Origin of the sequence: Sphingosinicella microcystinivorans, assembly GCF_003634215.1 — a bacterium.
In the GTDB taxonomy this organism is placed as follows: Bacteria; Pseudomonadota; Alphaproteobacteria; order Sphingomonadales; family Sphingomonadaceae; genus Sphingosinicella; species Sphingosinicella microcystinivorans.
This window is the reverse complement of the sequence record NZ_RBWX01000009.1, coordinates 266,778-292,195: the sequence shown is the minus strand read 5'-3', so window position 1 is coordinate 292,195 and position 25,418 is coordinate 266,778. Positions and strand designations below refer to the sequence as shown.

Sequence of the window (25,418 nt, the reverse complement as noted above, 5' to 3'; positions counted from 1 at the left end):
GCCGAGTGTACCCCAAAAGTCTCGGTGTGGCGGCTGCGCGCAAACCGCTCTTTCATCGCCGATCTTTCCGTTCTAGACGGGAATCATGCCTCTTTTCGCGATCCACTGCATCGACAAGCCCGCCAGCGGCGACCTGCGCGCTGCAACCCGGCCCACGCACCTCGAATATCTGGAACGCGTCGGCGATCGCCTCCTCGTCGCCGGGCCGCTGCTCGATGAAGAAGGGCGGCCGATCGGCTCGCTGCTCATTATCGACTTCGATGATCGCAAGGCCGCGATTCAGTTTGCGGCGGATGATCCCTATGCGCTGGCCGGGCTGTTCGCCTCGGTTGCGGTAACGGCATGGCGGCAGGTTCTTCCGAAATAAATGTTCTCACCGAACGCCGGGGCCCGGTGTTCGTCGTGACGATCAATCGTGCGGATGCACGAAATGCGGTCGATGGTCCCACCGCCGCCGCGCTCGTCGACGCCTTCAGCGCGTTCGAGTCCGATGCGTCGCTTTCGGTCGCCGTGCTGGCCGGCGCGGGCGGCAATTTCTGCGCCGGCGCGGATCTGAAAGTCATGGGCACGCCGCGCGGAAATCGGGTTGATGCAGCGGGCGATGGTCCGATGGGGCCGAGCCGCCTCGCGCTTTCGAAGCCCGTGATCGCCGCGATCGAGGGCTATGCCGTCGCGGGCGGGCTGGAGCTTGCCGTCTGGTGCGATCTGCGCGTCGTCGCACGCTCGGCGGTGTTCGGCGTGTTCTGCCGCCGCTGGGGCGTGCCGCTGATCGACGGCGGCAGCGTGCGCCTGCCGCGCCTGATCGGCGAATCGCGCGCGCTCGATATGATCCTCACCGGGCGGGCCGTCACGGCGGAGGAAGCGCTGGGCTGGGGCCTTGCGAACCGTGTCGTCGAGGATGGGGCTGCGCTGGAGGCGGCGGTCGCGCTCGCGGAGACGATTTCTGCGTTCCCGCAAGTCTGCCTTGGGAACGACCGTGCCAGCGCACGCGGTCAATGGGGCGCCCCGGAAGCGGAGGCGATGGCGCGCGAATTTGCGCTCGGCATGGAAACACTGGCTTCGGATGAAGGCCGCGCGGGTGCGGCGCGCTTCGCGGGCGGTGCCGGGCGCGGCGGTCGTGTCGAATGAGCGTCAGGCCGATTTCATGACGTCATGACGTTGACGCTCCGGCCGCGCTGCGGCACATGCGCCGTATCGGGTCTGTAGGCGTTCCTCTTTCACCGGCCCCCCGGCGCGATGGATCTTCATGGACGTTCTTCGGCATTTTGGTTTGAAGCATGTGCTGTTCCGGCAGGAGCCGCATGGTCAGCTCTATCTGCACCATGCGTTCGAGACGGCACTCTCGGACATCGTGGATGCCGTGTTGGCGTGCGAGAACGTAACGCTTACGGGCGCTGCGGGCATGGGCAAATCGCAGCTGCTCGCGGCAGCAGCGCGGGAGCTTGCCGCGCGCGGTGTCTCCGTGGCGAGTTTTGCAGGCCCCACGCTCGCAGTACCGGCCGATTTCGCCAATCTCGATGCGATCCTTGTCGACGAGGCCGATGCCGCAGCGCCGCGCGTGCTTGAAGCCGTGCTCGCCAAGGCCGCGCAGCACCGCGTCACCGCCGTGCTCGCCGCGCTTGAATCTTCGCGGCTCGGCAAGCCGGGGCGGCTCGTCAGGCTGGCGCCGATGGCGGGCAGCGAAATCGCGGATTTCCTCGTTGATGCGTCCGCTGCCGCGGGTCGACCGGATCTGTTCACGGCCGCAGCGCAGGAAGGGATTGTCGATGCGGTCTCGGGCAATCCGCGCGTTCTGAAGCAGATCGCCGGGGCGGCGCTTCTGGAAGCGATGTTCGACGGCGGGATGGTTGTCGAGAAGCGCCACGTGCTTGCCGCGATTGCCGCCCGTCCGCCGCTTCCCGCCGCCGAGCCCGATTATGCTATAGAAGCGCCGCAGCGACCGCAGCGTGCGCCGCAATTGCAACCGCAGCCAGAGCCGATCGTTGTCGCCGCACCGGAACCCGAAGCGCTGCAGCCGATGAAGCCGTGGGCGGCGGAAGAGCCGCGCCGTCGCTTCGGCGCGCGCGGCTTCATCGCGGCCACGGGCGCGCTTGGCCTGCTGATCGCGGCAGCGCTTGCCTATGCGGTGGATACTTTCGGGTGGGGCCGGATCGTCGCGTTGCTGCATCTTCCCGAGACCGCGCGGCCGGCAGTCAGCGAACTGCGCCCGGTCCCGCTAGGCCCCGCGCCGGGCTTTTCGGAGCCGGAGCTTGCCGTGCTGCCGGACGTCGGCGACATCATCGACGAGCCTGTGTCGCTCCCTGCTCTCACCGAGACGCTGTCGGACGGCAGCACCGTCGTCCCGCCGCCTGTGCCCGATGCCGCGACGCCGGGCTACCGTCCGCCCTCGGCGACGCTGCCGACGATTTCGGCGGCCGTCCGCGCGGGTATCGCCAATCCTTCGGTCGGAAAGTCGCGGAGTGTCTCGGGATCACTGCCGCAGGAAGGCCCTGCGATAGAAGGCCGCGAGGCCCTCACCGAACCTCATTCACCGACCGTCGAAGCGACGCCGCTACCCGCGATCAAGGATTAGCGCCGCCGAATCCCCTCGGCGATCATCTCGTTGGCGAGTGTCGCGACGGTTTCCGGGTCGGACGAATCGTCGAGCACGCAGTAGCGCAGCCCGAGGAAGACGTTGATGCCCATGATTGCCCAGGCGTGGGCCTCGCTCACGTCCTCGCGAATCTCGCCGCGTTCTGCGCCCACCTTCAGCCTGTCGAGGATGCGGCGCGCCGTTCCCTGGTAGTGCTGCCGGTAGCTTTCGGGGTCCGCAAACTCGGCCTCGTCGATGATTCGGTACACTTCCTTGTGCTCGCGCGCGAACTCCAGAAAGGCCTTCAGCGCTGCCCGCTCGCCTGAAAGCGTGTCCGTGGTGCGCGCGATCGCCTCGCCGGCGCGCTGGCCGACACGGGCGGACATGTCGCGGACGAGCGCCCTGAAGATTTCATCCTTCGATTCGAAGTAGGTGTAGAAGCTGCCGAGCGCCACACCCGCCCGCCGCGTGATCCCGCTGATCGAGCCTTCGTGGAACCCTTTTTCGCCGAATTCGACGGCCGCTGCGTCGAGCAGCGCGCGCTGCGTCTTGCGTCCGCGCGCGGTTCGCGGCTCGCGGTCCGCCTGTTGCGGAATTGCATCGGTTGCCATCGACCTCCCCTTCATTCTTTCCCGACCCCATAATTCAATTTGAAAGGTGGTTCAACTTTCAGTATTGGCGATTCAACACAAGAGCCATCGGGCTCGGCTTTACAGCATTGGGGAGGAAGAATGCGCCGCATTTCGATTCATTCCGTACTTGTCGCAACCACCGCGCTGGCCGCTTTCGTGCCGCTTCCGGCCTTCGCGCAGGACGCAGCGGTGAGCGAAACCATCGAGGACGCGATCGTCGTCACTGCCCGCCGCCGCGAGGAAAGCCTGCAGGATGTTCCGATCGCCGTAACGGCGGTCAGCGGCGCCCAGCTTGAACAGCAGGGTGCGCTCGACATCACCGAGATTAGCGAAAGCGCCCCGAACGTGACGCTTGAAGTGTCGCGCGGAACCAACACCACGCTCACCGCCTTCATTCGCGGCGTCGGGCAGCAGGATCCGGTCGCGGGCTTCGAGGCGGGCGTCGGCCTCTATCTCGATGACGTGTACCTTAACCGCCCGCAGGCTGCCGTGCTCGATATCTACGATGTCGAGCGCATCGAGGTGCTGCGCGGGCCGCAGGGCACGCTCTATGGCCGCAACACCATCGGCGGCGCGGTGAAGTACGTGACGAAGAAGCTCGACGCTGATCCGATGCTGCGCCTGCGCGGCACGCTCGGCACCGACGAGCAGGCGGACCTCGTCGTTACGGGCAGCATGCCCGTCGGCGACGGCACGCTCCGCCTCGGCGGTTCGATCGCGCGCCTCAGCCGCGGCGGTTTCGGCAAGAACCTCACGACGGGCGACGACAACTACAACAAGGACATCTGGGCCGGCCGCGCCACTGCCGAAATCCACGGCGACGCCGTCTTCGTGCGCCTGTCGGGCGACTACACCAAGGACAAGAGCAACCCGCGCGGCGGCCACCGCCTGATCGCGGGCATTTCCAGCGGTGCGCCGGTGCTGAGCGACGTGTTCGATAGCCAGGGCGCTCTCGATGATCCGAAGCAGGAAGTGAAGGCGTGGGGCACAACGCTGTTCGTTGAAGCGAACCCGTCCGATTACGTCACGCTGCGCAGCATCACGTCCTATCGCAAGGACGACAGCGGCACGCCGATCGATTTCGACGCGCTGCCCGCCGTCGACGTGGACGTGCCCGCGACCTACAACAACAAGCAGCTCTCGCAGGAAATCCAGTTCCTTTACCAGAACGGCGGTTTCAGCGGCCTCGTCGGCGGCTACTTCCTCGATGCGAGCGCGAAGACGGCGTTCGACGTGCGCCTGCCGGGCGGCGTTACCGCGCTCACCTTCGGCGATGTCGATACGGAGACGTTCGCGATCTTCGGCGATTTCACCTACGATCTCAGCGAGCAGTTCAGCGTCTCGGTCGGTGGTCGCTACACGTGGGACGAGCGCAGCTCCACGGTCCTGCGGCAAACCTTCCTCGGCGGCGGTTCGCCGTTCTTCGGTGGTGGCGGCACGCTCTTCGCCACAACGTCCGATTTCACGGGCAAGGCGACCTTCAAGGAGTTCACGCCGCGTGCCTCGATCAGCTTCAAGCCGAGCGAGAACCACAACCTCTACGCAAGCTATTCGAAGGGCTTCAAAGGCGGCGGCTTCGATCCGCGCGGCGTCAGCACCGCTGCGCCCGACTCGAACGGCGACGGCGTGCGCAGCTACGACGAGATCTACGATTTCATCTCGTTCGAGCCCGAAACCGTCGACAGCTACGAGATCGGCTGGAAAGCCTCGCTGTTCGATCGCCGTCTGCGCTTCAGCCTCGCGGCCTTCCATGCCGATTACAAGGACGTGCAGATTCCGGGCTCGGTCGGCACCGTCATCGGCGGCCAGCAGACCTTCATCGGCGTGACGACGAACGCCGGCAAGGCGCGCATCCAGGGCATCGAATTCGAAGGCAACGCCGTGCTCGCTGAAAGCTTCGGCGCGACTGACGATCAGCTCAGCTTCAACTGGGCGCTCGGCTACATCAATGCCGACTACAAGCAGTTCATCGACAGCCGCGGCATCGACGTCGCCGATCGCCGCAACTTCCAGAACACGCCGGAATGGACAGCCTCGGGCACGCTTGCGTACGCCGTGCCGGTCGCCTCGGGCACGCTCAACGCAAGCACGACGCTGTCGTACCGCAGCAAGACCTACCAGTTCGAGCTGCCGGCGCCCGGCCTCGATCAGAAGGGTTATTCGCTCTGGGACGCGAGCCTGGTCTGGACGTCGGACAGCGACCGCTTCAGCCTCGGCGTCCACGGCAAGAACCTGCTCAACAAGAAGTACATCACCTCGGGCTACGTGTTCCTTCGCCAGAACCCGGATACCGGCGAATATCTGCGCACCGGCACCGGCGCGCTGATCTCCTCGCTCGGCGCAGACGGCGTGCTCACCGCCTACTACGGCAATCCGCGCCAGGTGTTCGTCACAGCCGGGTATAAGTTCTGAACGGTTCCTCCCCCCCCAACCTGGGCCCCGGCATGCAAATGCGCGTGCTGGGGCTTCTTCTGCTCGTCTATACGTTCAACTTCATCGACCGGCAGATCATCGGCATCCTCGCGGGGCCGATCAAGGCGGAGCTCGGCCTCAGCGACACCGAACTCGGCCTGATGGGCGGGCTTGCCTTCGCGCTCTTCTATTCGGGGCTCGGCATCCCGATCGCCATCGCGGCGGACCGCATGAGCCGCAGCCGCATCATCGCCATCTCGCTCGGGCTCTGGAGTCTGTTCACCGCGCTCTGCGGTTTCGCGATGAACTTCTGGCAGCTCTTTCTCGCCCGGCTCGGCGTCGGGGTGGGGGAGGCGGGCGGCGTCGCCCCGTCCTATTCCCTGATCGCCGACTATTTTCCGCCCGAACAGCGCGCGCGGGCGCTAGCCGTGTTCTCGTTCGGCATTCCGGTGGGTTCGGCGCTCGGCGTCATGCTCGGCGGCTGGGTCGCAAGCACGGTCGACTGGCGTTTCGCCTTCATTGCCGTGGGTTTGGCCGGTCTCCTCATCGTCCCCGTGTTCAAGCTCGGCGTGCCGGAGCCGGAGCGCGGTCGCTTCGATCCGCCTGCCGGAGACCGCCCGCCGGTGGGGCGCGTGCTCGCAACGGTGGTCGGCAAGCCCACCTTCTGGTTTATCTCGCTTGGCGCCTCCTGCAGCTCGATGTGTGGATACGGTCTCATGTTCTGGCTGCCGTCCTACTTCGGGCGCAGCCTCGGGCTCGGCCTTGCGGAGATCGGCCTCTACATGGGCGCGATCCTGTTCTTCGGCGGCATTGCGGGTGTGTGGGCGGGCGGCTGGCTTGGCGATCGCCTCGGCCGCGCGAACAAGCGCGCTTATGTCCTCGTTCCCGCGGCCGCCTTTGTCGTCGCTGTTCCCCTGTATGCGGCGGGCATCCTGCAATCGTCGCTGGCGCTGGCGTTCGTACTGTTCCTCGTGCCGCAGGCGCTGGCGCTGATGTGGCTTGGCCCTGTCATCAATGCCGTGCAGGGCCTCGTGCCGCCCACGATGCGCGCGACCGCGTCGGCCTGCTTCCTGTTCGTGAACAATCTCCTCGGCATCGGCGCGGGCACGCTCTTCTTTGGCGCGGTGTCCGATCTCTACGGCAGCCGTTTCGGCGCCGAATCACTCCGCTACGCCATCCTCACCGGTCTTGGATTTTACCTCCTCGCCGCCGCCTTCCTTTGGCTGGCCTCCCGTCGGATCGACCGAGACTGGCACAACTGAGGGGCTCTGCCGCCAAAAGTTAACGAGTCGTAAATTTCTGCCTTGGCGACCGCGGCATCAGTGTTATCAATATGCCATGCGCAGGCTGCATCGCATTGGACGCTTGTTCAAGATTACCAACGGCTTCGAGGCCGGGGTGATCATTTATGCGCTGGCCCTCGGTGCGGCGCTTCGCGGCGAAGCATATCTCAAGGCATATCCGGGCGGCTTCGGCTGGGCGCTCTTCGCGGCGTGTATGCTCGCGGTGCTCATGGCTGGGGCGGCGCTCGTCGATGGGGTTCGCGCGGCAAATCCGGAGCTGGCTGCCGAGCGGCGGCTCCTGCGCGTGACACGCGGTGCGCGCGGCCTACGGGGCTGACAGCAAGCCCGTCCGTCTTCCTCGCCAGCACGAAGTGAATCCCGCCGAGCGCGGGCAGCAGTCGTGTCAGCGGCCGGTCCAGCCATTTGAGCCCGCGCACGGGCGGCGCCACCAGCGCAGTTTTCCAAGCCACCGGCTCGAACATCGCCTCCCGCAGAACGGCGCCAAGGCCGCTGCGGCCGTAAGGATGTCCCTGACCGAACGGTGTCGATTCGAAATGCGTCCACATGCCGGCGCGGTTGGGAACGATCAGGATCAGTTCCCCCGCGGGCGCGAGAACACGCCACAGTTCGCGCAGCAGCTTCGGCGGATCGGCGAATTCGAGCGCGTGTACGAGCAGCGCCTGATCGAACAGCGCCTCCACGAACGGCAGCGCGGTTTCGCGGGCGCTCACCGCGCAGGATGGTCCCCGGCGGGGCCATGCGCGAGCGCCCTGATCGGCAGGCATCACCATGCACAGACGCTCGATCCGCGCGGGGTCCAGACCCTGCAGCAACGGCGCCGGATAGCCGAGTGCAAGCAGCCGCGCCGATGCATCGGTACGGACGGCGGGGGCGACGATCTGCGCGAGCAGCCGCGCGGTCCGGCGCCCGTCCGCGCCCGCATAATAGGCCCTGAGCGTATCCAGGCCCGGCCGCATCACAGTGACGGTGCTACCGCTCCACGCACAGCGCGATGCCCATGCCGCCGCCGATGCAGAGCGTGGCGAGGCCCTTTTTCGCGTCGCGGCGCTGCATCTCGTAGAGGAGTGTCGTCAGGATGCGTGCGCCCGACGCGCCGATCGGGTGGCCGATCGCGATGGCACCGCCGTTGACGTTGAGCTTCGCCGGATCAAACCCGAGTTCCTGCCCCACGCACAGCGCCTGCGCCGCGAAGGCTTCATTGGCTTCGATGAGGTCGAGGTCGCCGACGCTCCAGCCGGCCTTCGCCAGCGCCTTTTTCGAGGCGGGAACCGGCCCGATGCCCATGATCGCGGGGTCAACGCCCGCGCTCGCCCAGGATGCGACGCGCGCCAGCACCTTGGCGCCGCGCTTCGCCGCTTCGTCCGCCGACATCAGCACCAGCGCTGCTGCGCCGTCGTTCAGGCCACTGGCGTTCGCGGCGGTCACGGTGCCGTCCTTCTTGAAGGCGGGCTTCAGGCTCTGCATGCCTTCGATCGTGGCGCCGGCGCGGATATATTCGTCCTGGTCGACGACCGTGTCGCCCTTGCGGCCCTTGATCGTCACGGGGACGATTTCGTCCTTGAAACGTCCTGCGGCGCGCGCGGCCTCGGCCTTGTTCTGGGAACTCACCGCGAAGGCATCCTGCGCCTCGCGGTTCACCTGATATTTCTCGGCGAGGTTCTCCGCCGTGATACCCATGTGATAGCCGTTGAAGGCATCCCACAGGCCGTCCTTGATCATCGTGTCGACGAATTCGATCGCGCCCATCTTCTGCCCGGCGCGCAGGTGCTGCGCATGGGGGGCGAGGCTCATCGATTCCTGTCCGCCCGCGATCATGATGCTGGCGTCGCCGTTCTCGATCGCCTGCGCCGCGAGTGCAACGGCGCGTAGGCCGGATCCGCACACCTGGTTAACGCTCCATGCGGGTGTTTCCTTGGCGATCCCGGCAGCCATCGCGGCCTGACGCGCGGGGTTCTGACCCTGCGCAGCGGTCAGCACCTGCCCGAGGATCACTTCGGAGACGGCGTCGGCTTCGACTCCGGCTTCTGCGAGCGCTGCCGAGATGGCGATGCGCCCCAGTTCATGCGCGGGCGTGTTCGCGAAGCTGCCCAGAAAACTACCGACCGGTGTGCGCTTTGCGGCGACGATGACTGCGTCCATGGGGAATCCTTTCCGATTTCCCGCCTATGTAGTGCGCTTCAGGCCGTGAGCCAATCGGCGAGCGGTTGCCAAAGCTGCGCGCGCGCGTTTGAGCCGACCATCATCCCCACGTGCCCGGCATCGATCAGCCGCGTTTCGCCGAACGGTTCGACCGCGACCGCGGGGACAAGCCGGTCGGTGCGCGAAACGATGTTGAGCGTCGGTTTTGTGGGCGGGGGTATGATCTCGCCGCCTACGCGCCAGCCGCCCTCGATGGGGACGTTCGCACCGAAGAAGTCTTCGAAGCATTCGCGCGCGGCGGGAACGGTGAGCGCGGGGCCGGTATTCGCCCAATCTTCGACCGCGACGAACAGACGCGCCTCGTCAGAGGCGGGATCGAGGCGCCCGAAGCGCTCGTACTTCGCAACCGCGCCCGCCGGGTCGAGCGACCAGAACGCAGGCTGGATCAGGTCCATCGGCATCCCGCCGAGCGCCGAGAGGGAAGGGGCGACGCCGCGCCAGTGAGACAGCAGTGCCTGCCGCCGTGCCGCGGGATAACCTGCGAAGTCCCAGGGCGCGGCGATGGTCGCCACGCGCCGCACCAGGGGATGTGAGGCTGCGGCGAGCGCCATCGTCCCGCCAAGGCAGTAACCCACGAGATCGAGCGGTTCGCCCACGGTGTCGAGCAGCGGGCGTAGCCGTTCGGCAACATATCCGCTCACCGACAGCGTCGCCTCCGCCGCCCCGGGCGACTGCCAATCGACAAGCAGGGGCCGCACGCCCCGGCCCGCGATGTGGCGCAGCAGAGAACGCTCCGCCGTCAGGTCCAGGACATCGGTGGTGTTGATCAGCGACGGGACGAACACGGCGGGGCGTCCGCTGCCGCCATAGTCGCGCAGCACTGCACTGCCGCACGATGCGATCACCGGCATTTCCGGCAGATCGCGCCGCCAGCCGGATTGCTGATAGGCGGCCAGCGCGCCGAGAAAGCGCTCCATGCGCGCCCGGTCCCCGCCGATCGCCTGCCGGGCATGGTCCAGGAACAACGGCAGCGGATGCGGCCCGCGCGGGCTGCCTGCTGCGGCGTGTTGCTGCGCAGCATCGCTGCGTGCTATGGCTTTCGCACCCGCAGCATCGAGGTCGTTCATGTCCGACGAAGAAACCAAATCCGACCCGATCATCATCAAGAAATACGCCAACCGCCGTCTCTATAATACCGGCTCATCGAGCTATATCACGCTCGATCATCTCGGCGAGATGACGCGGGCGGGCGTGGACTTCAAGGTGGTCGACGCGAAGTCGGGCGAAGACATCACGCGCTCGGTGCTCACGCAGATCATCATGGAAGAGGAAAACCGCGGCCAGACCATGCTGCCGACGCCGTTCCTCCGTCAGCTCATCGCGATGTACGGCGATTCGATGCAATCGATGGTGCCGCCCTATCTCGAAGCCTCGATGGCTGCGCTGCGCCGCAATCAGGAGCAGTTCCGCAAATCGATGGCCGGCGCGTTCAATCCGTTCGAAACGATTGCCAAGCAGAACATGGCGATGTTCGAAGCAGCGGCCAGCATGATGGCGGGCAAGACCCCGCAACCGGGTGAGGCGCCCGCCGACGAAGCCTCCGAGCTCGCCGATCTCAAGCGCGAGATGGCCGAGCTTCAGGCAAAGCTAGACAAGCTAGGCAAGAAGTAACGGGAAGGGGCGTCAGCGCCCCATCGCCAGGAACTTCGCTCGCCGGTCGTCCCGCACGGCGTCGGCGCCCATGCCGTCCATCGTTGCGAGCTGCGTTTCGACCGCATCGCCGAGCATCTTGATCGCCGCCTGCGGGCTCCTGTGCGCGCCGCCAACGGGTTCGGGCACGATCACGTCGATCAGGTTCAGCGCCTTCAGGTCCTGCGCGGTCTGTTTCATCGCCGCCGCCGCGTCCGCCGCCTTGTCCGACGTGCGCCACAGAATGGACGCGCAGCCTTCGGGCGAGATCACCGCATAGACGGAGTGTTCGAGCATGATGATCCGGTTCGCGGTCGCCAGCGCGACTGCGCCGCCCGATCCGCCCTCGCCGACGATCGCGGCGACCATCGGCGTGCCGAGCTTCAGGCAGGCTTCGGTCGATCGCGCGATGGCTTCCGCCTGTCCGCGCTCCTCGGCGTGGATGCCGGGGAACGCGCCCGATGTGTCCACGAAGCTGATGACCGGAAGCCCGAAACGGTCCGCCATCTCCATCAGGCGCACCGCCTTGCGGTAGCCTTCGGGTTTCGCCATGCCGAAATTGTGCTTGAGGCGGCTCGCGGTGTCGGAGCCTTTCTCGTGCCCCATCACCATCACCGGGCGGCCGCGGAAGCGCCCGGGTCCACCGATGATCGCGCAGTCCTCGCCGAACTTGCGATCGCCTGCGAGCGGCGTGAAGTCCGTGATGAGCGCGGCGGTGATGTCTTTCAGGTGCGGCCGCGCCGGGTGGCGCGCCACCTGCGTCTTCTGCCACGGCGTCAGCTTGGCGTAGATCGCCTTCAGCTGCGCCTCGACCTTGGCTTCCAGCTTCTTCACCTCGGCGTCGATGTTGACCGTGCCTTCGCCGGCCGACGCCTTCAGTTCCTTGATGCGCGTCTCCAGTTCGGCGACGGGCTTCTCGAATTCGAGATACGTAATCATCGCCCCCGCCTAGTCATCTTGGGGCCGATCGGCAAGCGGGTGCGCGCGGTTGACGAGTTCGACGAGGTGCGCGGATTGCACATGCGTGTAGATCTGCGTTGTCGCGATGTCGGCGTGGCCCAGCATCGATTGCAGCGCGCGAAGGTCGGCTCCGCCCTCCAGCAGATGCGTTGCGAACGCATGGCGCAGCACGTGCGGGGAGACGCGCAGGGGCGAGATTCCGGCAGCCGCCGCCAAAGTCTTGACGATCTGAAACAGCCGCACGCGCGACATGTGGGTATTGCCGGAAGGGAACAGATATTTTTCACCCGGCGTCAGCGTCGCCGCCCACGCCGCCACCGCCTCCCCGGCGCGCGAGGACACGGGCACCATGCGCTCCTTGTCGCCCTTGCCCTTCAGCACGGCATAGGGCGTGCCAGGCTTGATCGCCGCGCGCGGCAGCGAAACGAGCTCGGTCGCGCGCAGCCCCGATCCGTAAAGCAGCTCGATCAGCGCTTTCAGCCGCAACCCCGCCGGGCCGGACGCCGCTTCTTCCTCGACGACCGCGAAGATTCGGTCGACCTCCTCGCGCGACAACGTCTTGGGCAGCGGCCGACCTTTCGCGGGAGACGCGAGATCGCCCGCCGGATTGTCGGCCCGCAGCCCTTCGGAAACGAGGAACGCGAAGAAGCGCCGCACTGCGGAGAGCTTGCGCGCAAGGCTGGTCGCTGCAAGGTCGCGCCATTCGTGGATCAGCCGTTCGAGTGTTCGGGCGTCCGAAGCCGCGAGCCCTCCTGAAAGCGCTTCGCTCGCCTGCGAAAGGTCGCGGCTGTAGGCCGTGATGGTGTTCGCTGCCGCGCCACGCTCGGCGGCCATCATGTCGAGGAACAGCGCGATCGCGCGGTGGTCGCCCGGCAGGCTCAACTCCGCGTCACCGCCTCGATCGCCATCATCCGCGCTTCGCGCGTGAAGCCTGCGCGATTGAGCGCCCCGACGATGACCGAAAGCTGTGCCGGCGACACGCCCGCCCAGTTCGATTGCAGCCCGACCCCCGCCAGGATCGCCACTTCGCCGCGCCGCTTTTCGAGCGCTGCCGCCGCGATCCGCCGCGTGTAGCGATTGTCGAGCGCGCCGACGCCGAGGTCGCTGGCAAGACCCTTCCAGTCGCCGTTGGGGTTGAGCGCCTGCATTGCGGCGGCGAACATTGCCGCCTTGCGGTCTGCGCGCTTGCCTGAAAGCGAGCCGTGCCACGCGCGCGCCTCACCGACGTCGCCGTTCGCGATTTTTCCCGTGCGGTCGGCGAGCGCGAGATACGGCCACGCCGCGCGCCGCGCGTCCTCCGGCCCATCCGCCAGCACCGGCCACCATTTCAGCGCCTCTCGCACATAACCCGCCGAAAGCATCGATTCGATCAGGCCCGGCGCATCGTCCGCCTGTGCGGCGGCGGGCGGGATACGCGCGGCGGCGGCGGCGGTGCGCACGAGCGCGCCATAGCGTTCCTGCGGCGTTTCGGCGGCCTGCCAGATGCGCTGCATCGCAGCGATGCGCTCTTCGGCGTTGCGGCCCGCATAGGCGGCCCGGATGTCGGCGATGGTGTCCTCACCCTCGGCGCCCGGTTCGATCGCGGCGACACGCGCGGCGGCGAGCGCGGCGAGTTCGCGCGCGGAGGCGATGCCGTAGGCCGCGGCGATCGGCGCAGCGACGGCGCGCCTGTCGATGGAAAGCCCCGGCGCGCGCATCATCCACCCGGCAAGCGCCACAGGCGGACGTGCGAGCAGCGTTTCGGGAATCTCGATGCCAGCGGCGGTTGCCAATCCGAAGCGATACGCGCTCAGCGATTTCGCTTCGTCCCAGTCGATATTGGCGCCCCGGCCTTCGCCCGTCACCACGGTGGCGGCGCGTTCGGCGAGCACGATGTCGATCATCGGCATGGCGCGCCGTGCGCGCAGCCGGTCGAACTGCGCAGCGGCGGTGATGTCGTCGCCTTCAAGCCCGGCACAAATCCCGTTCGCGGCGTCCCAGAACGGCAGCTTGGAAAACGCCTTTGCGTTGGGCGCGAGCGGGCACAGTGCCGGGAGATCGCCAGCGGCGAGGTGCACCTGGCTTGCCACGGCGTAAAGCCGCGGCGTGTAGCGGTCGAGCGGAAGCGCATCGACAAGCAGCTTGGCGCCGTCCACCTCGCCCATGCGCAGCAATAGCAGCGCGCGCTCGGCAAGCCAGTCGGCGGGGCGCACGCCCCTTGGCGTCGGCACCTGGGAAAGCAGCGCGCGGCGCAGCAGGATATGCCCCCAGCGCGAAGCGATCGGCGGCTTGGTGCGCTGCAGAAGGCCGTTCAGGAAGCGCCCGTCGCTGTTCTGGAACGCGCCCATGCCATAGCCGCCAAGCCGGGCGGTCAGCGGGCCTGCGACGTCGAAGCTGCCTGCGCGCGATGGGCCGCTGGCGAAGGGATCGGGTGCGGCGGGCGTCTGCGCTGCCGGGCCGGGTGCGGCTGGCTGTCCCGGCGTCGGCACGCCTTCCGCCGCTCCGGCGGGAGCCGCGTCCGCGCCAGGCGTGGCTGGCGTGACAGGGCGCGGCGCGGGCGGCGGCGCTTCGGGCGGCGGCGCGCCGAACACGTCGGGCAGCAGCGACTTCGGGGCATCCTGCCCGGATGCCGCCGTTGCCATGAACAGCGCGGCGAGGGCGGTGCTAGAGACCCAGCGTTTCATTCGAAACCGGTTGCTCCACGCGCGCAGTCGTGTGCGGAATATCGACGAACATCAGCACCACGCCGCCGATCACGACGACGGCGAGAATGATGACAAACAGCCAGAATAACAGGCGGGACAATCGCATCTCCGAAGCATTCGCGTTGGTTACGGTCCGCTGCAAGCGCAGGCACGGCGGAGCGCGCTTGGCCTTCGGCGAGGCGCCTGTGTATAGCGAGTGCGATGAACGCTTGCGAACCAAAAAAAGCCTCCCCGCCGCCTGTTCGCCGCAGGCGCGGTCTCAGCCGTTCCGTCGTGCTTGTGGGGCTGATGGGCGCGGGCAAAACCACGATTGGACGCCGCCTCGCGAAGCGCCTCAACCTTGAATTCGTGGATGCCGACGAGGCGATCGAAGAGGCCGCGGGCCTTACGGTTTCGGAGATTTTCTCACGCTACGGCGAAACGCATTTCCGCGAAGGCGAACGCCGCGTGATCGCGCGTCTCATCTCCGGTATGCCCAAGGTGATCGCCACCGGCGGCGGCGCGTTCGTTGATCCGGAAACGCGCGCGCGCGTCCTTGAAAACGCAATCGCGGTCTGGCTCGATGCCGATATCGATACGCTCGTCGAGCGTGTTTCCAAGCGCGATCACCGCCCGCTGCTGAAGGACAAGGATGCCGGGCAGGTGCTTCGCGATCTCGCTGCGGTGCGCAATCCGCTTTATGCCGAGGCGCAGATTCGCGTGCCGAGCCAGCCCGCGCCGCATCATATCGCCGTCGAGGCCATCGTGGCGGAACTCCGCCGTCTGGGGGAATCCGCGTGAAAGAAGTGGTTCGGGTGGAGCTTGGCGCGCGCGCCTACGATATCGTCATTGCGCCGGGCATCCTCGCCGATGCGGGGCGCGAGATCGCGCTTCCCAAAAGCGGTCGGCCCCAGCTCGTCGTCACCGATGAAACCGTCGCGGCCGCACATCTCGCAACGCTGGCCGCTGCGCTCGACCGCCCGATCGATCCCGTGATCTTCCCGGCGGGGGAGGCGACCAAGAACTGGCGGTCGTTCGAAACGCTCGTGGAGCGCATCCTTGCCGCAGGCGTGGAACGCGGCGACGCCGTCATCGCGTTCGGGGGCGGCGTCATCGGCGATCTCACCGGCTTTGCCGCTGCGGTCGCGCGGCGCGGCTGCGAATTCGTGCAGATCCCGACGACGCTGCTCGCGCAGGTCGATTCGTCTGTCGGCGGCAAGACGGCGATCAATGCTGGAGCGGGCAAGAATCTCGTCGGCGCCTTCCACCAGCCGTCGCGCGTGCTCATCGATCCCGAACTTCTCGATACGCTCGGCCCCCGCGAAATGCGCGCGGGCTACGCAGAGGTCGTCAAATACGGCCTGCTCGGCGACGCGGATTTCTTCGCGTGGTGCGAGGGCAACGGCGCCGCGCTCCTCGCCGGAGACCGCGCCGCGCAGGTCCATGCCATCGCGCACAGTTGCCGCATGAAGGCGGCAATCGTCGCGGAGGACGAGCGCGAGACGAGCGGCCGCCGCGCGCTCCTCAACCTCGGCCACACCTTCGGTCACGCGTTCGAGGCCGAAACCGGCTTCTCCGATCGCTTGCTCCATGGGGAGGCGGTCGCGACGGGCATGGTCATGGCCTTCGCGTTCTCGGCGCATCGGGGGCTGTGCAGTGCCGAAGATGCCGCCCGCGCGCAGGCCCACCTCGCCGCGTCGGGCCTTCCGGTCAGCCCCAAAGGCTTCGGTTTCGATGTGGACGCGCTCGTCCACCACATGCAGCAGGACAAGAAGGCCGCAGGCGGCGCCACCCCCTTCGTCCTCGCACGCGCAATCGGCGACGCCTATCTCGACAAGACCGTGGCGCTGGCAGACGTCGCCACTTTCCTCGCGCCGAAGCTCTAGGAACGCACGATAAGGGGTCTTCCGAAATAGGATTGCCCGTGCAAGGCAGGGCCGCTGCTCTTTGAAGCGCGCGGCATCCTGCGCGTGTGGATATCCTCAACATCGAACGTGCGAAGTGTCGCCGCGCACGAACCCGCGCACGCCCGCGCGGGGCATGTCTCAACTTCATCAACTTCGCGGGAAATCCGGGCCTCAGCGGCACGCCGGAGCGGCCACTCCAGCCGCTCCCGTCCTATTTTGCAAGCGCGGTCAGGCGATCCGGTTCGTGCCCGGCTGCACCAGCGCGGTGTGCGTCGCCGCGATCGCCGTCGATCGTGCCCGGATGGTTTCCAGGAAGTGCCAGTCGCACTGTGCCGCATCCGGGGTCAGCGACAGCGTCATGTACCCTCGGTGCTGGGTTTCGCACCATTTGAGCTCGGGGTTCGCGCCGACCAGCGCCTCTGCCACCTGCTTCGGGTCGGCCCCGCGCATGTAGCTCTCCATCCCCGGAGAGGTGACGCCCTGCACGCCGAACTCCACGCCCGCCGGGCTGCCGCCATTTGCAAGGTCATACGCCCAGGCGTTGTGGCTGTCTCCGGCGAGGTTCACGAGGTTCGCACCCGCAGCCTGCGCAGCGCCCAGATAGCGCGTCCGCGCTGCCGGGTAGCCGCCCCAGGAATCGAAGTTGAACGGCAGCCCGATCTTTCCGGCGAGCACGCCTGCCTGAAAGCGCTGCTTCACATAGTCGGGCGGCGTGCCGCCGAGCCACGACGCATCGGCATCCGCTGGCGTCTTCGTCTCGCCCGCGAGGATTTGCTGCGCCACCACCTGCCAGCGGGTGCCGCCTTTCACCGATGCGGTAAGCGCATCGGCTAGAAACGCTTCCTGCGGCGCACCGAGCATCTGCCGCGCAGGGTCCGCCCACACGGTATCGCGGAACGCCGCAAGCGCCTTTGCCGGATCGTCGGCGAGCTTGAAGGCGTCGGCGAGTTCGGGCTGCTTGTCGCGGCCTTCGGCGCGCGTATCGAGACGGATCAGCGTCGCAAGGTCGCCGATCTCATAGGCTTTGTAGGGTTCGTCCGACATCGGCAGCCAGTGCCGGTATGCCGCCTTTGCCGCCGCCTTGCGCGTCTCCCAGGGGCCTTCGGTCTCGCTCTGGTGATTCTGCGCACCGTCCTTCCACGTGTCGTTCGCGAATTCGTGGTCGTCCCAGATCGAGATCATCGGAAAGCGCTGGTGGAGCGCCTGAAGATCGCGGTCACGGCGATAGGTGGCATAGCGGGCGTGGTAATCGGCGGGCGTCACGATCTCATTTGCCGGTTCGAGGATACGCCCCGGCATCGCTTCGGCGGCACTCGGGTACGTGCCGCGACCATATTCGTAAATATAGTCGCCGAGGTGGACGAGAAGGTCGATGTCCTGCCGCCCAGCCGCGTGGGCGTAAGCGTTGAACAGGCCGAACGGCAGGTTGGAGCACGAAAAGACCGCGATGTTGAAGCGCCCCGTCCGTCCTGCCGGCAGCGTCCGTGTCCGTCCGGTGGGCGAGGTTTCGCCCGACGCCGTGCGGAAGCGGTAGTAATACCAGCGTCCCGGCTCCAGCCCTTCGGCACGGGCGCTGGCGCAGTAATCGGTCGTGGCCGCCGCTGTCGTTTCGCTCCGCGTCACGATCCGCGTGAAGCCCGCGTCTTCGGCGACCTCGGCAGTGAGCGCCGCCGCATCGCCGGCGGGCACGTAGCGCGTCCACAGCAGCACGGCGGTCTGCGAGGGTTCGCCGCTCGCCACATTGTGTGTGAAGCCACGGTTCAGCGCGGTCGCCCATGCGCGGCCGGGGATGGCTGCGGCAAGGCCGGCACCGAAAAGGTCACGGCGGCGGAGGTTGATGCTCATGGGGGCCTTTCCGGGTAGCGTTCGGCAGCCTGTTAGGCTGGAAATGTGACACTCAGATCACGCGCTCCAAACCCCGAAACCTGCCAGCTTTGCATCTGGCGTCCCGTGGGGCACACTCTGGGAAAGGCTGAACACCAATGCCGGGGAGACAACGATGGCTACAGCGATCCAGATGCCGTCTGTGCAGTCCGAGGTTTCAGACGAAGAATGGAACGCCCGCGTCGATCTCGCGGCGGCCTATCGCCTCGTCGCGCTCTATGGGTGGGACGACCTCATCTTCACGCACCTCTCGGTGCGCGTGCCGGGGCCGGAGCACCACTTCCTCATCAATCCCTACAACCTGATGTTCGAAGAGATCACGGCGTCGAGCCTCGTGAAGATCGACGTCAACGGCAATGCCATCGGCAATACGCCCTATGTCACGAACCCGGCGGGTTTCACGATCCACTCGGCGATTCACATGGCGCGCGAGGATGCGAAGGCCGTCATCCACCTGCACACGCCTTATGGTCAGGCCGTGTCCGCGATGGATTTCGGCCTGCTGCCGCACACGCAGACAGCGATGATCGCCCAGCACGATGTCGCCTACCACGACTATGAAGGCATCGCGACCGACCTCGACGAGCGCGAGCGGCTGGTCGCGGACATTGGCACGAAAAACGCGATGATCCTGCGCAACCACGGCACGCTCACCGTTGGCGACACGGTGGCGGATGCATTCCTGCGCATGTACTTCCTGGAGCGGGCCTGCGAAGCGCAGGTCCACATGCTCTCCGCTGGGCGAGAGAACCTCAACACGCCGCCGCAGGGCACGCCCGAAAAGGTGAAGGACCAGTCGAGCGGGGAGGGGATGGGGATGGTGATCCGCAAGCTGGCATGGCCGGCCTTGCTGCGGAAGCTGGACCGGATCGACACCTCGTTCCGCAACTGATTGAGCGCCGTTGAACGCGGGCGCACCGCCCCATAAGGTACGCGCTCAATGGATAATCTCACGCACTCGCTCGCCGGATGGGCGCTCGGTGAAGCGGGCCTGAAGCGCAAAACGGGGCTCGGTGTCGCCACGCTCATCATCGCGGCCAACCTGCCCGACATCGATGTGATCGGCCTCGCCTTTGGCGAGAACCTCGCGTTCCGGCGCGGCATTACCCACGGGCCACTGGCATGGGCGATCATGATTCCCGGCCTTGCCCTTGCGATGCAGGCGTTCGATCGTTGGCAAACGCGGCGTGGAACCCGGCCGGAAAGCCGTCCTCCGGTGCATCTCGGCTGGCTCTTGGCGCTCTCGGCGATCGGCGTGCTCTCGCACCCGGCACTCGATTTCCTGAACGTCTACGGCATTCGCCTGCTGATGCCGCTTTCCGAGCGCTGGTTCTACGGCGACACGCTGTTCATCATCGACGTGTGGGTGTGGCTCGCGCTCGGACTCGGCGTGTTCCTCGCCCGCCGCAGGAAACGCGAAGGCCCGGCGCGCGGCGCTCTCGCGGTTGTGGCAGCGTACATCGGTCTGATGGGCTATGGCAGTCACATTGCCGAGGTGAAAACGGCCGAAGCCGTTGACGCTGCAGGCTATGGAAAGCCGCGACAGGTCGTGGCGAACACGCCGCCGGTCAACCCCTTCCGGCGCCAGATGATCTACGACGTGGGCGGCCGCTATGGCTACGGCGAGGCAAGCCTGCTTCCGCCCCAGCTCTCGGTGGCCGCACCCTTCCCGACGCACATGGACGATCCGGCCATCCCCGCTGCTGCCGCGCAAAGCAAGGAGGTCGCCGATTTCCTCTACTGGTCGCGTCTGCCGTACGCCGAGGTGACCCGGGGAAATGGTGCAGCCCGCGTCGTGCTCCACGATGCACGTTTCGTCGAGAGCCGGGGACCGGCTATTTTCCGCGTCGAGGCGACCGTGCAGGAACAGCCGCAATGAACGAACTTCCCCCCGTCGTGCTCGGACCTGTCGTACTCTGGGCCGACCTTGCGGGGATATTCGTCTCGGCGCTCGGTGGTGCACTGCTCGCGGTTCGGCACAAACTCGATGTCTTCGGCGTGTTCGTGCTGGCGATTGTCACAGGGCTTGCGGGCGGCATGGCGCGCGATGTGCTGATCGGCGCGACTCCCGTCGCGGCGCTTGCGAACACGCTCTATCTGCCCTCCGCGCTCGCCGCTGGTGCCGTCGTTTTTTTCGGGCATCGGGTGATCGAGCGGGCGAGCCAGCCGGTGATGCTGTTCGATGCGATGGCGCTGGGCTTCTTCGCCGTCGCCGGCGCGCGCAAGGCGCTTACCTATGGTATCGACCCGCTACCCGCGGTGCTGCTCGGCGTGCTGACGGCGGTCGGTGGCGGCGCGCTCCGCGACGTGCTCCTTGCCGAGGTGCCGCGCGTGCTCAAAGTAGGCGAACTCTACGCACTCGCGGCGATGCTCGGCGCGACGATTGTTGTCGCGGGCGACGCGCTCAACCTGCCGTCGACGCTTGTAGGTATCGCGGGGGCTCTCGGAACCTTCGCGCTGCGCATGGTGAGCGTCCGCTTCGGCCTCACGGCCCCGCGTGCGCCGGGTAGCGACTAGTCGGCGACCTTCACCACCGCCTTGCCGAAGTTCTTGCCCTCGAGGAGCCCGATAAACGCCTTGGGCGCGTTCTCCAGCCCTTCGGTCACGTCCTCGCGGTAGACGAAGGGCTTCTCGCCCTGCCAGCGCGTCATGTCGGCGGCGAACTTCGGCATCGTCTCGGCCCAGTAGTCGCTGACGATAAAGCCTTCGAGGTGGAGACGCTTCACCAGCACCGCACGCATCAACTCGGCCATCAGGAAGCTACCCGAAAGCTCCTCGCGGCTCGTGGCGTTATAGCCCGCGATGAGGCCGCAGACGGGGACGCGCGCGAAGTCGTTGAGGCGGGGGAGCACGGTTTCCCAGACCTTGCCGCCGACGTTTTCGAAATAGATATCGATGCCCTTAGGGGCGGCTTCCTTGAGTGCAGCGCCGAGGTTTGCGTCGTGGTGATCGAGGCAGGTGTCGAAGCCGAGTTCGTTCACGACGAAATCGCACTTTGCCTTGCCGCCGGCGATCCCGACAGTGCGACAACCGAGACGCTGCGCTATCTGCCCGACGACCGATCCGACTGCGCCCGAGGCGGCTGCGACGCAGACGGTTTCGCCGGCTTTCGGCTGACCGATCCGCATAAGACCCGTGTAGGCGGTTAGGCCCGGCATTCCGAGCATACCGAGGTGGTAGGAAAGCGGGAACGGACCTTTGGGAAGTCCGCGCAGTTCTGCGGCGGGGAGAACCCAGTGCGATTGCCAGCCGGAGCGCCCCGCAACGATGTCGCCCGGTTTGAAGCGGCTGTCGCGGGACTCGATGACTTCGCCGACGGTTTCACCTTCCATGACGCCGCCAATCGCAACGGGCGCGGCGTAGGAAGCGCCCTCCGACATGCGGCCGCGCATGTAGGGATCGAGCGACATCCACAGCGTGCGGGCGAGCACCTGGCCTTCGCCGGGCGGTGGAACCTCAGCCTCGACCCACTTGAAGTTCTCCGCCGTGGGCGCCCCTTGCGGGCGGCTGGCGAGGGTCCATTGCTGCGAAATCGTCATGGTGTGTCTCCCTTTCGGGATCACATTAGCGTGTAAGGTCGATCAACGCCGCTAGCGATTTCGCGTGTCAGGCGCGAAGCGCGTGCCAAATCAGCAGTGCCCAGCCAGCGATCATCAATACACCGCCGATCGGTGTCACCGCGCCGAGCCAGCGCGGCAGGCCGAGGGCCATCAGATAGAGCGTACCCGAAAAGACGAGCGCGCCGAGCGCCATGCTCCATGCCGCCGCAGGCGCGCGCGTCATCACGGCAAGCGCCGCCGCGGCATGGGCGAGGCCATAAACGGCGCCCGTCGTGACCCAGGTCTTCGCCTGAGGGTCTGTCATCGCGTGCGCGCCGAACGCGCCGACCGCAACGGCAAGAAGGCCATTGAGGGCAGCGAGCGCGGCGAGCGGCGCCATCAGTTGGCGGCCCGCATCAACTCACGCGCGATGACGACGCGCATGATTTCGTTCGTGCCTTCAAGGATCTGGTGCACGCGAAGGTCGCGGTAGAGCTTTTCGACCGGATAATCCTGCAGGTAGCCGTAGCCGCCAAACATCTGCAGCGCGCGGTCGACGACCGCCATGCCGGTATCGGTAGCGAAGCGCTTCGCCATTGCCGAGAACTTGGTCTTGTCGGGCGATTTCGCCGTTACCTTCGCTGCGGCGGCGTAGAGCAGGATGCGCGCAGCCTGAAGCTCCGTCTCCATGTCGGCGAGGCGGAACTGCGTGTTCTGGAAATCGGCAATCGCCTTGCCGAACTGGCTGCGCTGGCGCGTGTAGGCGAGCGCCTCGTCGATCGCGCGCTGCGCGCCACCCAGGCTGCAAGCACCGATGTTGAGGCGGCCACCGTCCAGGCCGGCCATCGCGATCTTGAATCCGTCGCCCTCGGCGCCGACGAGGTTTTCGACCGGAACGCGCACGCCGTCGAAATTGACCTGCGCTGTGGGCTGCGCACGCCAGCCCATCTTGCGCTCGTTGGCGCCGAAGCTGACGCCGGGCATATCCTTCTCGATGACAAGGCACGAGATGCCCTTGGGGCCGTCACCGCCGGTGCGCACCATGGTGACGTAAACTTCGTTCTGTCCCGCACCCGAGATGAACGCTTTCGAGCCGGTAACAACATAATGGTCACCGTCGCGCACGGCCTTGGTCTTCAGCGCTGCGGCGTCCGACCCCGAACCCGGTTCGGTGAGGCAGTAGCTCGCAATCCGGTCCATCGTGACAAGACTCGGCAGGTACTTGGACTTCACGGTCTCGGAACCGAAGCTGTCGATCATCCAAGAGGCCATGTTGTGGATCGAGATGAACGCGGAGACGGCCGGGCAGCCGTAGGCCATCGCTTCCATGATGAGCGCCGATTCGAGCCGTCCGAGCCCGATGCCGCCCGAGGCTTCCGATACGTAGATCGCTGCGAAGCCAAGCTCGGCGGCGGACTTGATCGTATCGCGCGGGAAGACGTGGTCTTCATCCCACTTCGCTGCGAAAGGCGTGATGGCGTCGGCGGTGAAGCGCTGCGCCATTTCCTGGATCGCGCGCTGGTCGTCGGTCAGGTCGAACTGGGTCATGCGGCAGTTCCTACAATGGCCTCGGCCTCGATTTCCACCTTCCATTCCGGACGCAGCAAGGCCGCGACAACGACCATCGTCGAGGCGGGGCGGATATCTGTGAAGACGGCGCCGTGCGCACGGCCGACGGCATCCGCATCCGCAGCATCGGTAAGGAACATGCGCGTCCGCACGACATCTGCCGCGCTGCCGCCGAGCTGTTCGATTGCGGCGACGATAATCGCAAGGCAGCGTGCGGTCTGGGCTTCGGCACCGCCGGGTGTGGAACTGCCGTCGGGCTCGACGGGGGCAGTGCCTGAAACGAGGATGCGGTCGCCCACACGCACGGCGCGGGAGAAGCCGATCGTGGCCTCGAAGGGAGAGCCTGAGCTGGCTTTGGTACGGGTCGTCATGAATCCTCGCTTACGCTTTGCCGGGGTGGGGCCTGTTGGATGCAGCGCTTGTTAGCTCTCCCGTGCGGCCTTGTGGAGAGGGCACGGACGGACAAGCAAAACCCCGCGAACTGCGCATATTCAAAAGCCCTCTCCCGAGGGGAGAGGGCTTTGAGCAGATCAACCCATCGTGGGGATGACGAAGGCGTTGCCGCCGTCGGCGGAGCCGTCGGGCCAGCGCTGGGTGATGGTTTTCACCTTTGTCCAGAACTTCACGCCTTCCATGCCGTGCTGGTTGGTGTCGCCGAACGCCGAGCGCTTCCAGCCGCCGAACGTGTGGTAGGCGACCGGCACCGGGATCGGCACGTTGATGCCGACCATGCCGACGTTGACGCGTGCGGCAAATTCACGGGCGGCGTGGCCGTTGCGCGTGAAGATGGCGACGCCGTTGCCGTACTGGTGCTGCGTGGGGAGCTGCAGCGCTTCTTCGAAGCTGTCGGCGCGAAGCATCTGCAGCACGGGGCCGAAGATCTCTTCCTGATAGGTGCGCATGTTCGTCTTCACGCGGTCGAACAGGCTCGGCCCGACGAAGAAGCCGTCCTCGTGGCCCTGCAGGCTGAACCCGCGGCCGTCGACGACAAGCTCGGCGCCTTCATCGACGCCCATCTGGATGTAGTTTTCGATCTTCGCCTTGTGCGCGGCGGTGACGACCGGGCCGTAGTGCGCCTCTGCATCGGTGGAGACGCCGACGCGCAGCGCCGCGATCGCCGGGAGCAGCTTTTCGCGCAGTTTGGCGGCGGTCTTGTCGCCGACCGGAACGACCACGGGAAGCGCCATGCAGCGTGCGCCGGCCGAACCGAAGGCCGCGCCCGCGAGATCGTTCACCACCTGATCGAGATCGGCGTCCGGCATGACGATGCCGTGGTTCTTGGCGCCGCCCATCGCCTGCACGCGCTTACCGGCCGCCGCGCCGCGCTGATAGACATAGTGCGCGATGTCCGACGAGCCGACGAAGCTGACGGCGTGGATATCGGCGTGGTCGAGGATCGCATCCACAGCGCTCTTGTCGCCGTGGACGACGTTGAGCACGCCCGCCGGAAGCCCTGCTTCCATCATCAGCTTCGCAAGCTCGATCGGCACGGAAGGGTCGCGCTCCGACGGCTTCAGGATGAAGGCGTTGCCACAGGCGATTGCGACGCCGAACATCCACATCGGGATCATCGCCGGGAAGTTGAACGGGGTGATGCCCGCGACGACGCCGAGCGGTTGACGCATCGAATAAACGTCGATGCCGGGGCCTGCACCCTGCGTGTGTTCGCCCTTCTGCGCGTGCGGGATGCCGCATGCGAACTCAATGACCTCGAGCCCGCGCTGGATGTCGCCCTTTGAGTCGGCGATCACCTTGCCGTGTTCGGACGAAAGAAGCTCGGCGAGCTTGTCCATGTCGCGTTCGAGCAGGCGCTTGAATTCGAACATCACGCGGGCACGGCGCTGGGGATTGGTCGCGGCCCAGCCGATCTGCGCGGCCTTCGCATTTTCGACCGCGCGGGCGATCTCGGCGTCGGTCGCAAACTGGACGCGCGCCTGCACCTTGCCGGTGTTGGGGTTGAACACGTCGCCGAAGCGGCCGCTGATGCTGCGGACGGTTTCGCCGCCGATGAAAAGGTCGATTTCGCGCAAGGTGCCGGACATGCTCGTTCCCCAAGGATAGGCCGAAAGTGGCGTTGGCGCGCTTATCCGCTTTCGTTTCCCGCCGGGCAATTCCCCAGATTCGCATTACGTGACTGCGATTTTGCAG

25 protein-coding genes are annotated in these 25,418 nt (G+C 66.5%); 11 read left to right on the top strand and 14 right to left on the bottom strand.

Annotation, left to right across the window (positions count from 1 at the left end; genetic code table 11):
- The first annotated feature begins 85 nt into the window (after positions 1 to 85).
- The 3 genes from DFR51_RS13720 (at position 86) to DFR51_RS13710 (ending at position 2,572) form a co-directional block, all read left to right on the top strand.
- A complete protein-coding gene (locus tag DFR51_RS13720; protein ID WP_121052118.1) occupies positions 86 to 367 on the top strand; it encodes a YciI family protein in 282 nt (93 codons plus the stop codon).
- Positions 343 to 1,128 carry a crotonase/enoyl-CoA hydratase family protein gene (locus DFR51_RS13715; protein ID WP_121052116.1) on the top strand — a complete coding sequence of 262 codons (786 nt, stop codon included), beginning with the start codon at positions 343 to 345 and terminating at the stop codon, positions 1,126 to 1,128. Before DFR51_RS13720 ends, DFR51_RS13715 begins: the two co-directional genes overlap by 25 nt.
- 118 nt (positions 1,129 to 1,246) lie before the next feature.
- Positions 1,247 to 2,572 carry a hypothetical protein gene (locus DFR51_RS13710; RefSeq protein ID WP_121052114.1) on the top strand — a complete coding sequence of 442 codons (1,326 nt, stop codon included), beginning with the start codon at positions 1,247 to 1,249 and terminating at the stop codon, positions 2,570 to 2,572.
- Here DFR51_RS13710 and DFR51_RS13705 read toward each other — a convergent pair.
- Complete coding sequence (locus DFR51_RS13705) at positions 2,569 to 3,183, bottom strand: TetR/AcrR family transcriptional regulator (protein ID WP_121052112.1); 615 nt, start codon at positions 3,181 to 3,183, stop codon at positions 2,569 to 2,571. The genes DFR51_RS13710 and DFR51_RS13705 overlap by 4 nt on opposite strands.
- A 120-nt stretch (positions 3,184 to 3,303) precedes the next feature.
- Between DFR51_RS13705 and DFR51_RS13700 the strand changes: the two genes are divergently transcribed.
- Together DFR51_RS13700 and DFR51_RS13695 are read left to right on the top strand one after the other, a co-directional pair.
- Positions 3,304 to 5,616 carry a TonB-dependent receptor gene (locus DFR51_RS13700; RefSeq protein ID WP_121052110.1) on the top strand — a complete coding sequence of 771 codons (2,313 nt, stop codon included), beginning with the start codon at positions 3,304 to 3,306 and terminating at the stop codon, positions 5,614 to 5,616.
- A gap of 38 nt (positions 5,617 to 5,654) precedes the next feature.
- Positions 5,655 to 6,878, top strand: coding sequence for a spinster family MFS transporter (locus DFR51_RS13695; protein ID WP_420853160.1), 1,224 nt, complete (start codon positions 5,655 to 5,657; stop codon positions 6,876 to 6,878).
- A gap of 248 nt (positions 6,879 to 7,126) precedes the next feature.
- Here DFR51_RS13695 and DFR51_RS13685 read toward each other — a convergent pair whose 3' ends face one another.
- From DFR51_RS13685 to DFR51_RS13675, 3 genes are read right to left on the bottom strand one after another with little or no spacing between them, the layout of a single operon-like run.
- Complete coding sequence (locus DFR51_RS13685; RefSeq protein WP_121052107.1) at positions 7,127 to 7,876, bottom strand: class I SAM-dependent methyltransferase; 750 nt, start codon at positions 7,874 to 7,876, stop codon at positions 7,127 to 7,129.
- A 13-nt stretch (positions 7,877 to 7,889) separates the two neighbouring features.
- Complete coding sequence (locus tag DFR51_RS13680) at positions 7,890 to 9,059, bottom strand: acetyl-CoA C-acetyltransferase (RefSeq protein WP_121052105.1); 1,170 nt, start codon at positions 9,057 to 9,059, stop codon at positions 7,890 to 7,892.
- A 38-nt stretch (positions 9,060 to 9,097) separates the two neighbouring features.
- Positions 9,098 to 10,186: an alpha/beta fold hydrolase gene (locus DFR51_RS13675; RefSeq protein WP_160119287.1), complete on the bottom strand. Its 1,089-nt coding sequence runs from the start codon at positions 10,184 to 10,186 to the stop codon at positions 9,098 to 9,100.
- Here DFR51_RS13675 and phaR point away from each other — a divergent pair.
- Complete coding sequence (gene phaR, locus DFR51_RS13670; RefSeq protein ID WP_121052101.1) at positions 10,185 to 10,730, top strand: polyhydroxyalkanoate synthesis repressor PhaR; 546 nt, start codon at positions 10,185 to 10,187, stop codon at positions 10,728 to 10,730. The genes DFR51_RS13675 and phaR overlap by 2 nt on opposite strands.
- A gap of 12 nt (positions 10,731 to 10,742) precedes the next feature.
- On the opposite strand, the gene DFR51_RS13665 is transcribed toward phaR, so the two are convergent.
- From DFR51_RS13665 to DFR51_RS19045, 4 genes are read right to left on the bottom strand one after another with little or no spacing between them, the layout of a single operon-like run.
- Complete coding sequence (locus DFR51_RS13665) at positions 10,743 to 11,687, bottom strand: acetyl-CoA carboxylase carboxyltransferase subunit alpha (RefSeq protein WP_121052099.1); 945 nt, start codon at positions 11,685 to 11,687, stop codon at positions 10,743 to 10,745.
- Between the two features lie 9 nt (positions 11,688 to 11,696).
- Positions 11,697 to 12,584: a tyrosine recombinase gene (locus DFR51_RS13660; protein WP_420853159.1), complete on the bottom strand. Its 888-nt coding sequence runs from the start codon at positions 12,582 to 12,584 to the stop codon at positions 11,697 to 11,699.
- Between the two features lie 2 nt (positions 12,585 to 12,586).
- Entirely contained in the window at positions 12,587 to 14,371 is a 1,785-nt protein-coding gene (locus tag DFR51_RS13655) for a hypothetical protein (protein WP_121052097.1), read from the bottom strand.
- Complete coding sequence (locus tag DFR51_RS19045; protein WP_207790685.1) at positions 14,352 to 14,498, bottom strand: hypothetical protein; 147 nt, start codon at positions 14,496 to 14,498, stop codon at positions 14,352 to 14,354. The genes DFR51_RS13655 and DFR51_RS19045 overlap by 20 nt, the downstream gene beginning before the upstream one ends.
- A gap of 95 nt (positions 14,499 to 14,593) precedes the next feature.
- Here DFR51_RS19045 and DFR51_RS13650 point away from each other — a divergent pair, with 95 nt between their 5' ends.
- Positions 14,594 to 15,172 carry a shikimate kinase gene (locus DFR51_RS13650; protein ID WP_121052095.1) on the top strand — a complete coding sequence of 193 codons (579 nt, stop codon included), beginning with the start codon at positions 14,594 to 14,596 and terminating at the stop codon, positions 15,170 to 15,172.
- Positions 15,169 to 16,257: a 3-dehydroquinate synthase gene (gene aroB / locus DFR51_RS13645; protein WP_170151783.1), complete on the top strand. Its 1,089-nt coding sequence runs from the start codon at positions 15,169 to 15,171 to the stop codon at positions 16,255 to 16,257. Before DFR51_RS13650 ends, aroB begins: the two co-directional genes overlap by 4 nt.
- Positions 16,258 to 16,506: 249 nt before the next feature.
- Here aroB and DFR51_RS13640 read toward each other — a convergent pair whose 3' ends face one another.
- The gene (locus DFR51_RS13640; protein WP_121052093.1) at positions 16,507 to 18,123 is read right to left on the bottom strand and encodes an alkaline phosphatase D family protein; all 1,617 of its coding nucleotides are present in this window, start codon (positions 18,121 to 18,123) and stop codon (positions 16,507 to 16,509) included.
- 154 nt (positions 18,124 to 18,277) lie between these two features.
- Between DFR51_RS13640 and DFR51_RS13635 the strand changes: the two genes are divergently transcribed.
- Genes DFR51_RS13635 through DFR51_RS13625 form a run of 3 tightly spaced genes read left to right on the top strand, consistent with a single transcriptional unit; the run spans position 18,278 to position 20,679 of the window.
- Positions 18,278 to 19,054: a class II aldolase/adducin family protein gene (locus DFR51_RS13635; RefSeq protein ID WP_121052091.1), complete on the top strand. Its 777-nt coding sequence runs from the start codon at positions 18,278 to 18,280 to the stop codon at positions 19,052 to 19,054.
- A 48-nt stretch (positions 19,055 to 19,102) separates the two neighbouring features.
- Positions 19,103 to 20,041: a metal-dependent hydrolase gene (locus tag DFR51_RS13630; RefSeq protein WP_121052089.1), complete on the top strand. Its 939-nt coding sequence runs from the start codon at positions 19,103 to 19,105 to the stop codon at positions 20,039 to 20,041.
- A complete protein-coding gene (locus DFR51_RS13625) occupies positions 20,038 to 20,679 on the top strand; it encodes a trimeric intracellular cation channel family protein (RefSeq protein ID WP_121052087.1) in 642 nt (213 codons plus the stop codon). Before DFR51_RS13630 ends, DFR51_RS13625 begins: the two co-directional genes overlap by 4 nt.
- Here the strand turns inward: DFR51_RS13625 and DFR51_RS13620 are convergent.
- From DFR51_RS13620 to DFR51_RS13600, 5 genes are all read right to left on the bottom strand, one after another.
- On the bottom strand, positions 20,676 to 21,701 hold the full coding sequence (locus DFR51_RS13620; protein ID WP_121052085.1) for an NADP-dependent oxidoreductase: 1,026 nt from the start codon (positions 21,699 to 21,701) through the stop codon (positions 20,676 to 20,678). The genes DFR51_RS13625 and DFR51_RS13620 overlap by 4 nt on opposite strands.
- A gap of 67 nt (positions 21,702 to 21,768) precedes the next feature.
- Complete coding sequence (locus DFR51_RS13615; protein WP_121052083.1) at positions 21,769 to 22,101, bottom strand: DUF423 domain-containing protein; 333 nt, start codon at positions 22,099 to 22,101, stop codon at positions 21,769 to 21,771.
- Positions 22,101 to 23,249 (bottom strand): acyl-CoA dehydrogenase family protein, encoded by a 1,149-nt coding sequence (locus DFR51_RS13610; protein WP_121052081.1) that lies wholly within the window; start codon positions 23,247 to 23,249, stop codon positions 22,101 to 22,103. The genes DFR51_RS13615 and DFR51_RS13610 overlap by 1 nt, the downstream gene beginning before the upstream one ends.
- On the bottom strand, positions 23,246 to 23,641 hold the full coding sequence (locus tag DFR51_RS13605; protein WP_121052079.1) for a RidA family protein: 396 nt from the start codon (positions 23,639 to 23,641) through the stop codon (positions 23,246 to 23,248). Before DFR51_RS13605 ends, DFR51_RS13610 begins: the two co-directional genes overlap by 4 nt.
- 159 nt (positions 23,642 to 23,800) lie before the next feature.
- A complete protein-coding gene (locus tag DFR51_RS13600; protein WP_121052077.1) occupies positions 23,801 to 25,312 on the bottom strand; it encodes a CoA-acylating methylmalonate-semialdehyde dehydrogenase in 1,512 nt (503 codons plus the stop codon).
- Between the last annotated feature and the right edge of the window lie 106 nt (positions 25,313 to 25,418).

Bases quoted from the DNA above. Each gene is read 5' to 3' on its own strand.
- DFR51_RS13720 (WP_121052118.1), top strand. From the start codon at position 86: ATGCCTCTTTTCGCGATCCACTGCATCGACAAGCCCGCCAGCGGCGAC.
- DFR51_RS13715 (WP_121052116.1), top strand. From the start codon at position 343: ATGGCGGCAGGTTCTTCCGAAATAAATGTTCTCACCGAACGCCGGGGC.
- DFR51_RS13710 (WP_121052114.1), top strand. From the start codon at position 1,247: ATGGACGTTCTTCGGCATTTTGGTTTGAAGCATGTGCTGTTCCGGCAG.
- DFR51_RS13705 (WP_121052112.1), bottom strand. From the start codon at position 3,183: ATGGCAACCGATGCAATTCCGCAACAGGCGGACCGCGAGCCGCGAACC.
- DFR51_RS13700 (WP_121052110.1), top strand. From the start codon at position 3,304: ATGCGCCGCATTTCGATTCATTCCGTACTTGTCGCAACCACCGCGCTG.
- DFR51_RS13695 (WP_420853160.1), top strand. From the start codon at position 5,655: ATGCGCGTGCTGGGGCTTCTTCTGCTCGTCTATACGTTCAACTTCATC.
- DFR51_RS13685 (WP_121052107.1), bottom strand. From the start codon at position 7,876: ATGCGGCCGGGCCTGGATACGCTCAGGGCCTATTATGCGGGCGCGGAC.
- DFR51_RS13680 (WP_121052105.1), bottom strand. From the start codon at position 9,059: ATGGACGCAGTCATCGTCGCCGCAAAGCGCACACCGGTCGGTAGTTTT.
- phaR (WP_121052101.1), top strand. From the start codon at position 10,185: ATGTCCGACGAAGAAACCAAATCCGACCCGATCATCATCAAGAAATAC.
- DFR51_RS13675 (WP_160119287.1), bottom strand. From the start codon at position 10,186: ATGAACGACCTCGATGCTGCGGGTGCGAAAGCCATAGCACGCAGCGAT.
- DFR51_RS13665 (WP_121052099.1), bottom strand. From the start codon at position 11,687: ATGATTACGTATCTCGAATTCGAGAAGCCCGTCGCCGAACTGGAGACG.
- DFR51_RS13655 (WP_121052097.1), bottom strand. From the start codon at position 14,371: ATGAAACGCTGGGTCTCTAGCACCGCCCTCGCCGCGCTGTTCATGGCA.
- DFR51_RS19045 (WP_207790685.1), bottom strand. From the start codon at position 14,498: ATGCGATTGTCCCGCCTGTTATTCTGGCTGTTTGTCATCATTCTCGCC.
- DFR51_RS13650 (WP_121052095.1), top strand. From the start codon at position 14,594: ATGAACGCTTGCGAACCAAAAAAAGCCTCCCCGCCGCCTGTTCGCCGC.
- DFR51_RS13640 (WP_121052093.1), bottom strand. From the start codon at position 18,123: ATGAGCATCAACCTCCGCCGCCGTGACCTTTTCGGTGCCGGCCTTGCC.
- DFR51_RS13635 (WP_121052091.1), top strand. From the start codon at position 18,278: ATGGCTACAGCGATCCAGATGCCGTCTGTGCAGTCCGAGGTTTCAGAC.
- DFR51_RS13630 (WP_121052089.1), top strand. From the start codon at position 19,103: ATGGATAATCTCACGCACTCGCTCGCCGGATGGGCGCTCGGTGAAGCG.
- DFR51_RS13625 (WP_121052087.1), top strand. From the start codon at position 20,038: ATGAACGAACTTCCCCCCGTCGTGCTCGGACCTGTCGTACTCTGGGCC.
- DFR51_RS13620 (WP_121052085.1), bottom strand. From the start codon at position 21,701: ATGACGATTTCGCAGCAATGGACCCTCGCCAGCCGCCCGCAAGGGGCG.
- DFR51_RS13615 (WP_121052083.1), bottom strand. From the start codon at position 22,101: ATGGCGCCGCTCGCCGCGCTCGCTGCCCTCAATGGCCTTCTTGCCGTT.
- DFR51_RS13610 (WP_121052081.1), bottom strand. From the start codon at position 23,249: ATGACCCAGTTCGACCTGACCGACGACCAGCGCGCGATCCAGGAAATG.
- DFR51_RS13605 (WP_121052079.1), bottom strand. From the start codon at position 23,641: ATGACGACCCGTACCAAAGCCAGCTCAGGCTCTCCCTTCGAGGCCACG.
- DFR51_RS13600 (WP_121052077.1), bottom strand. From the start codon at position 25,312: ATGTCCGGCACCTTGCGCGAAATCGACCTTTTCATCGGCGGCGAAACC.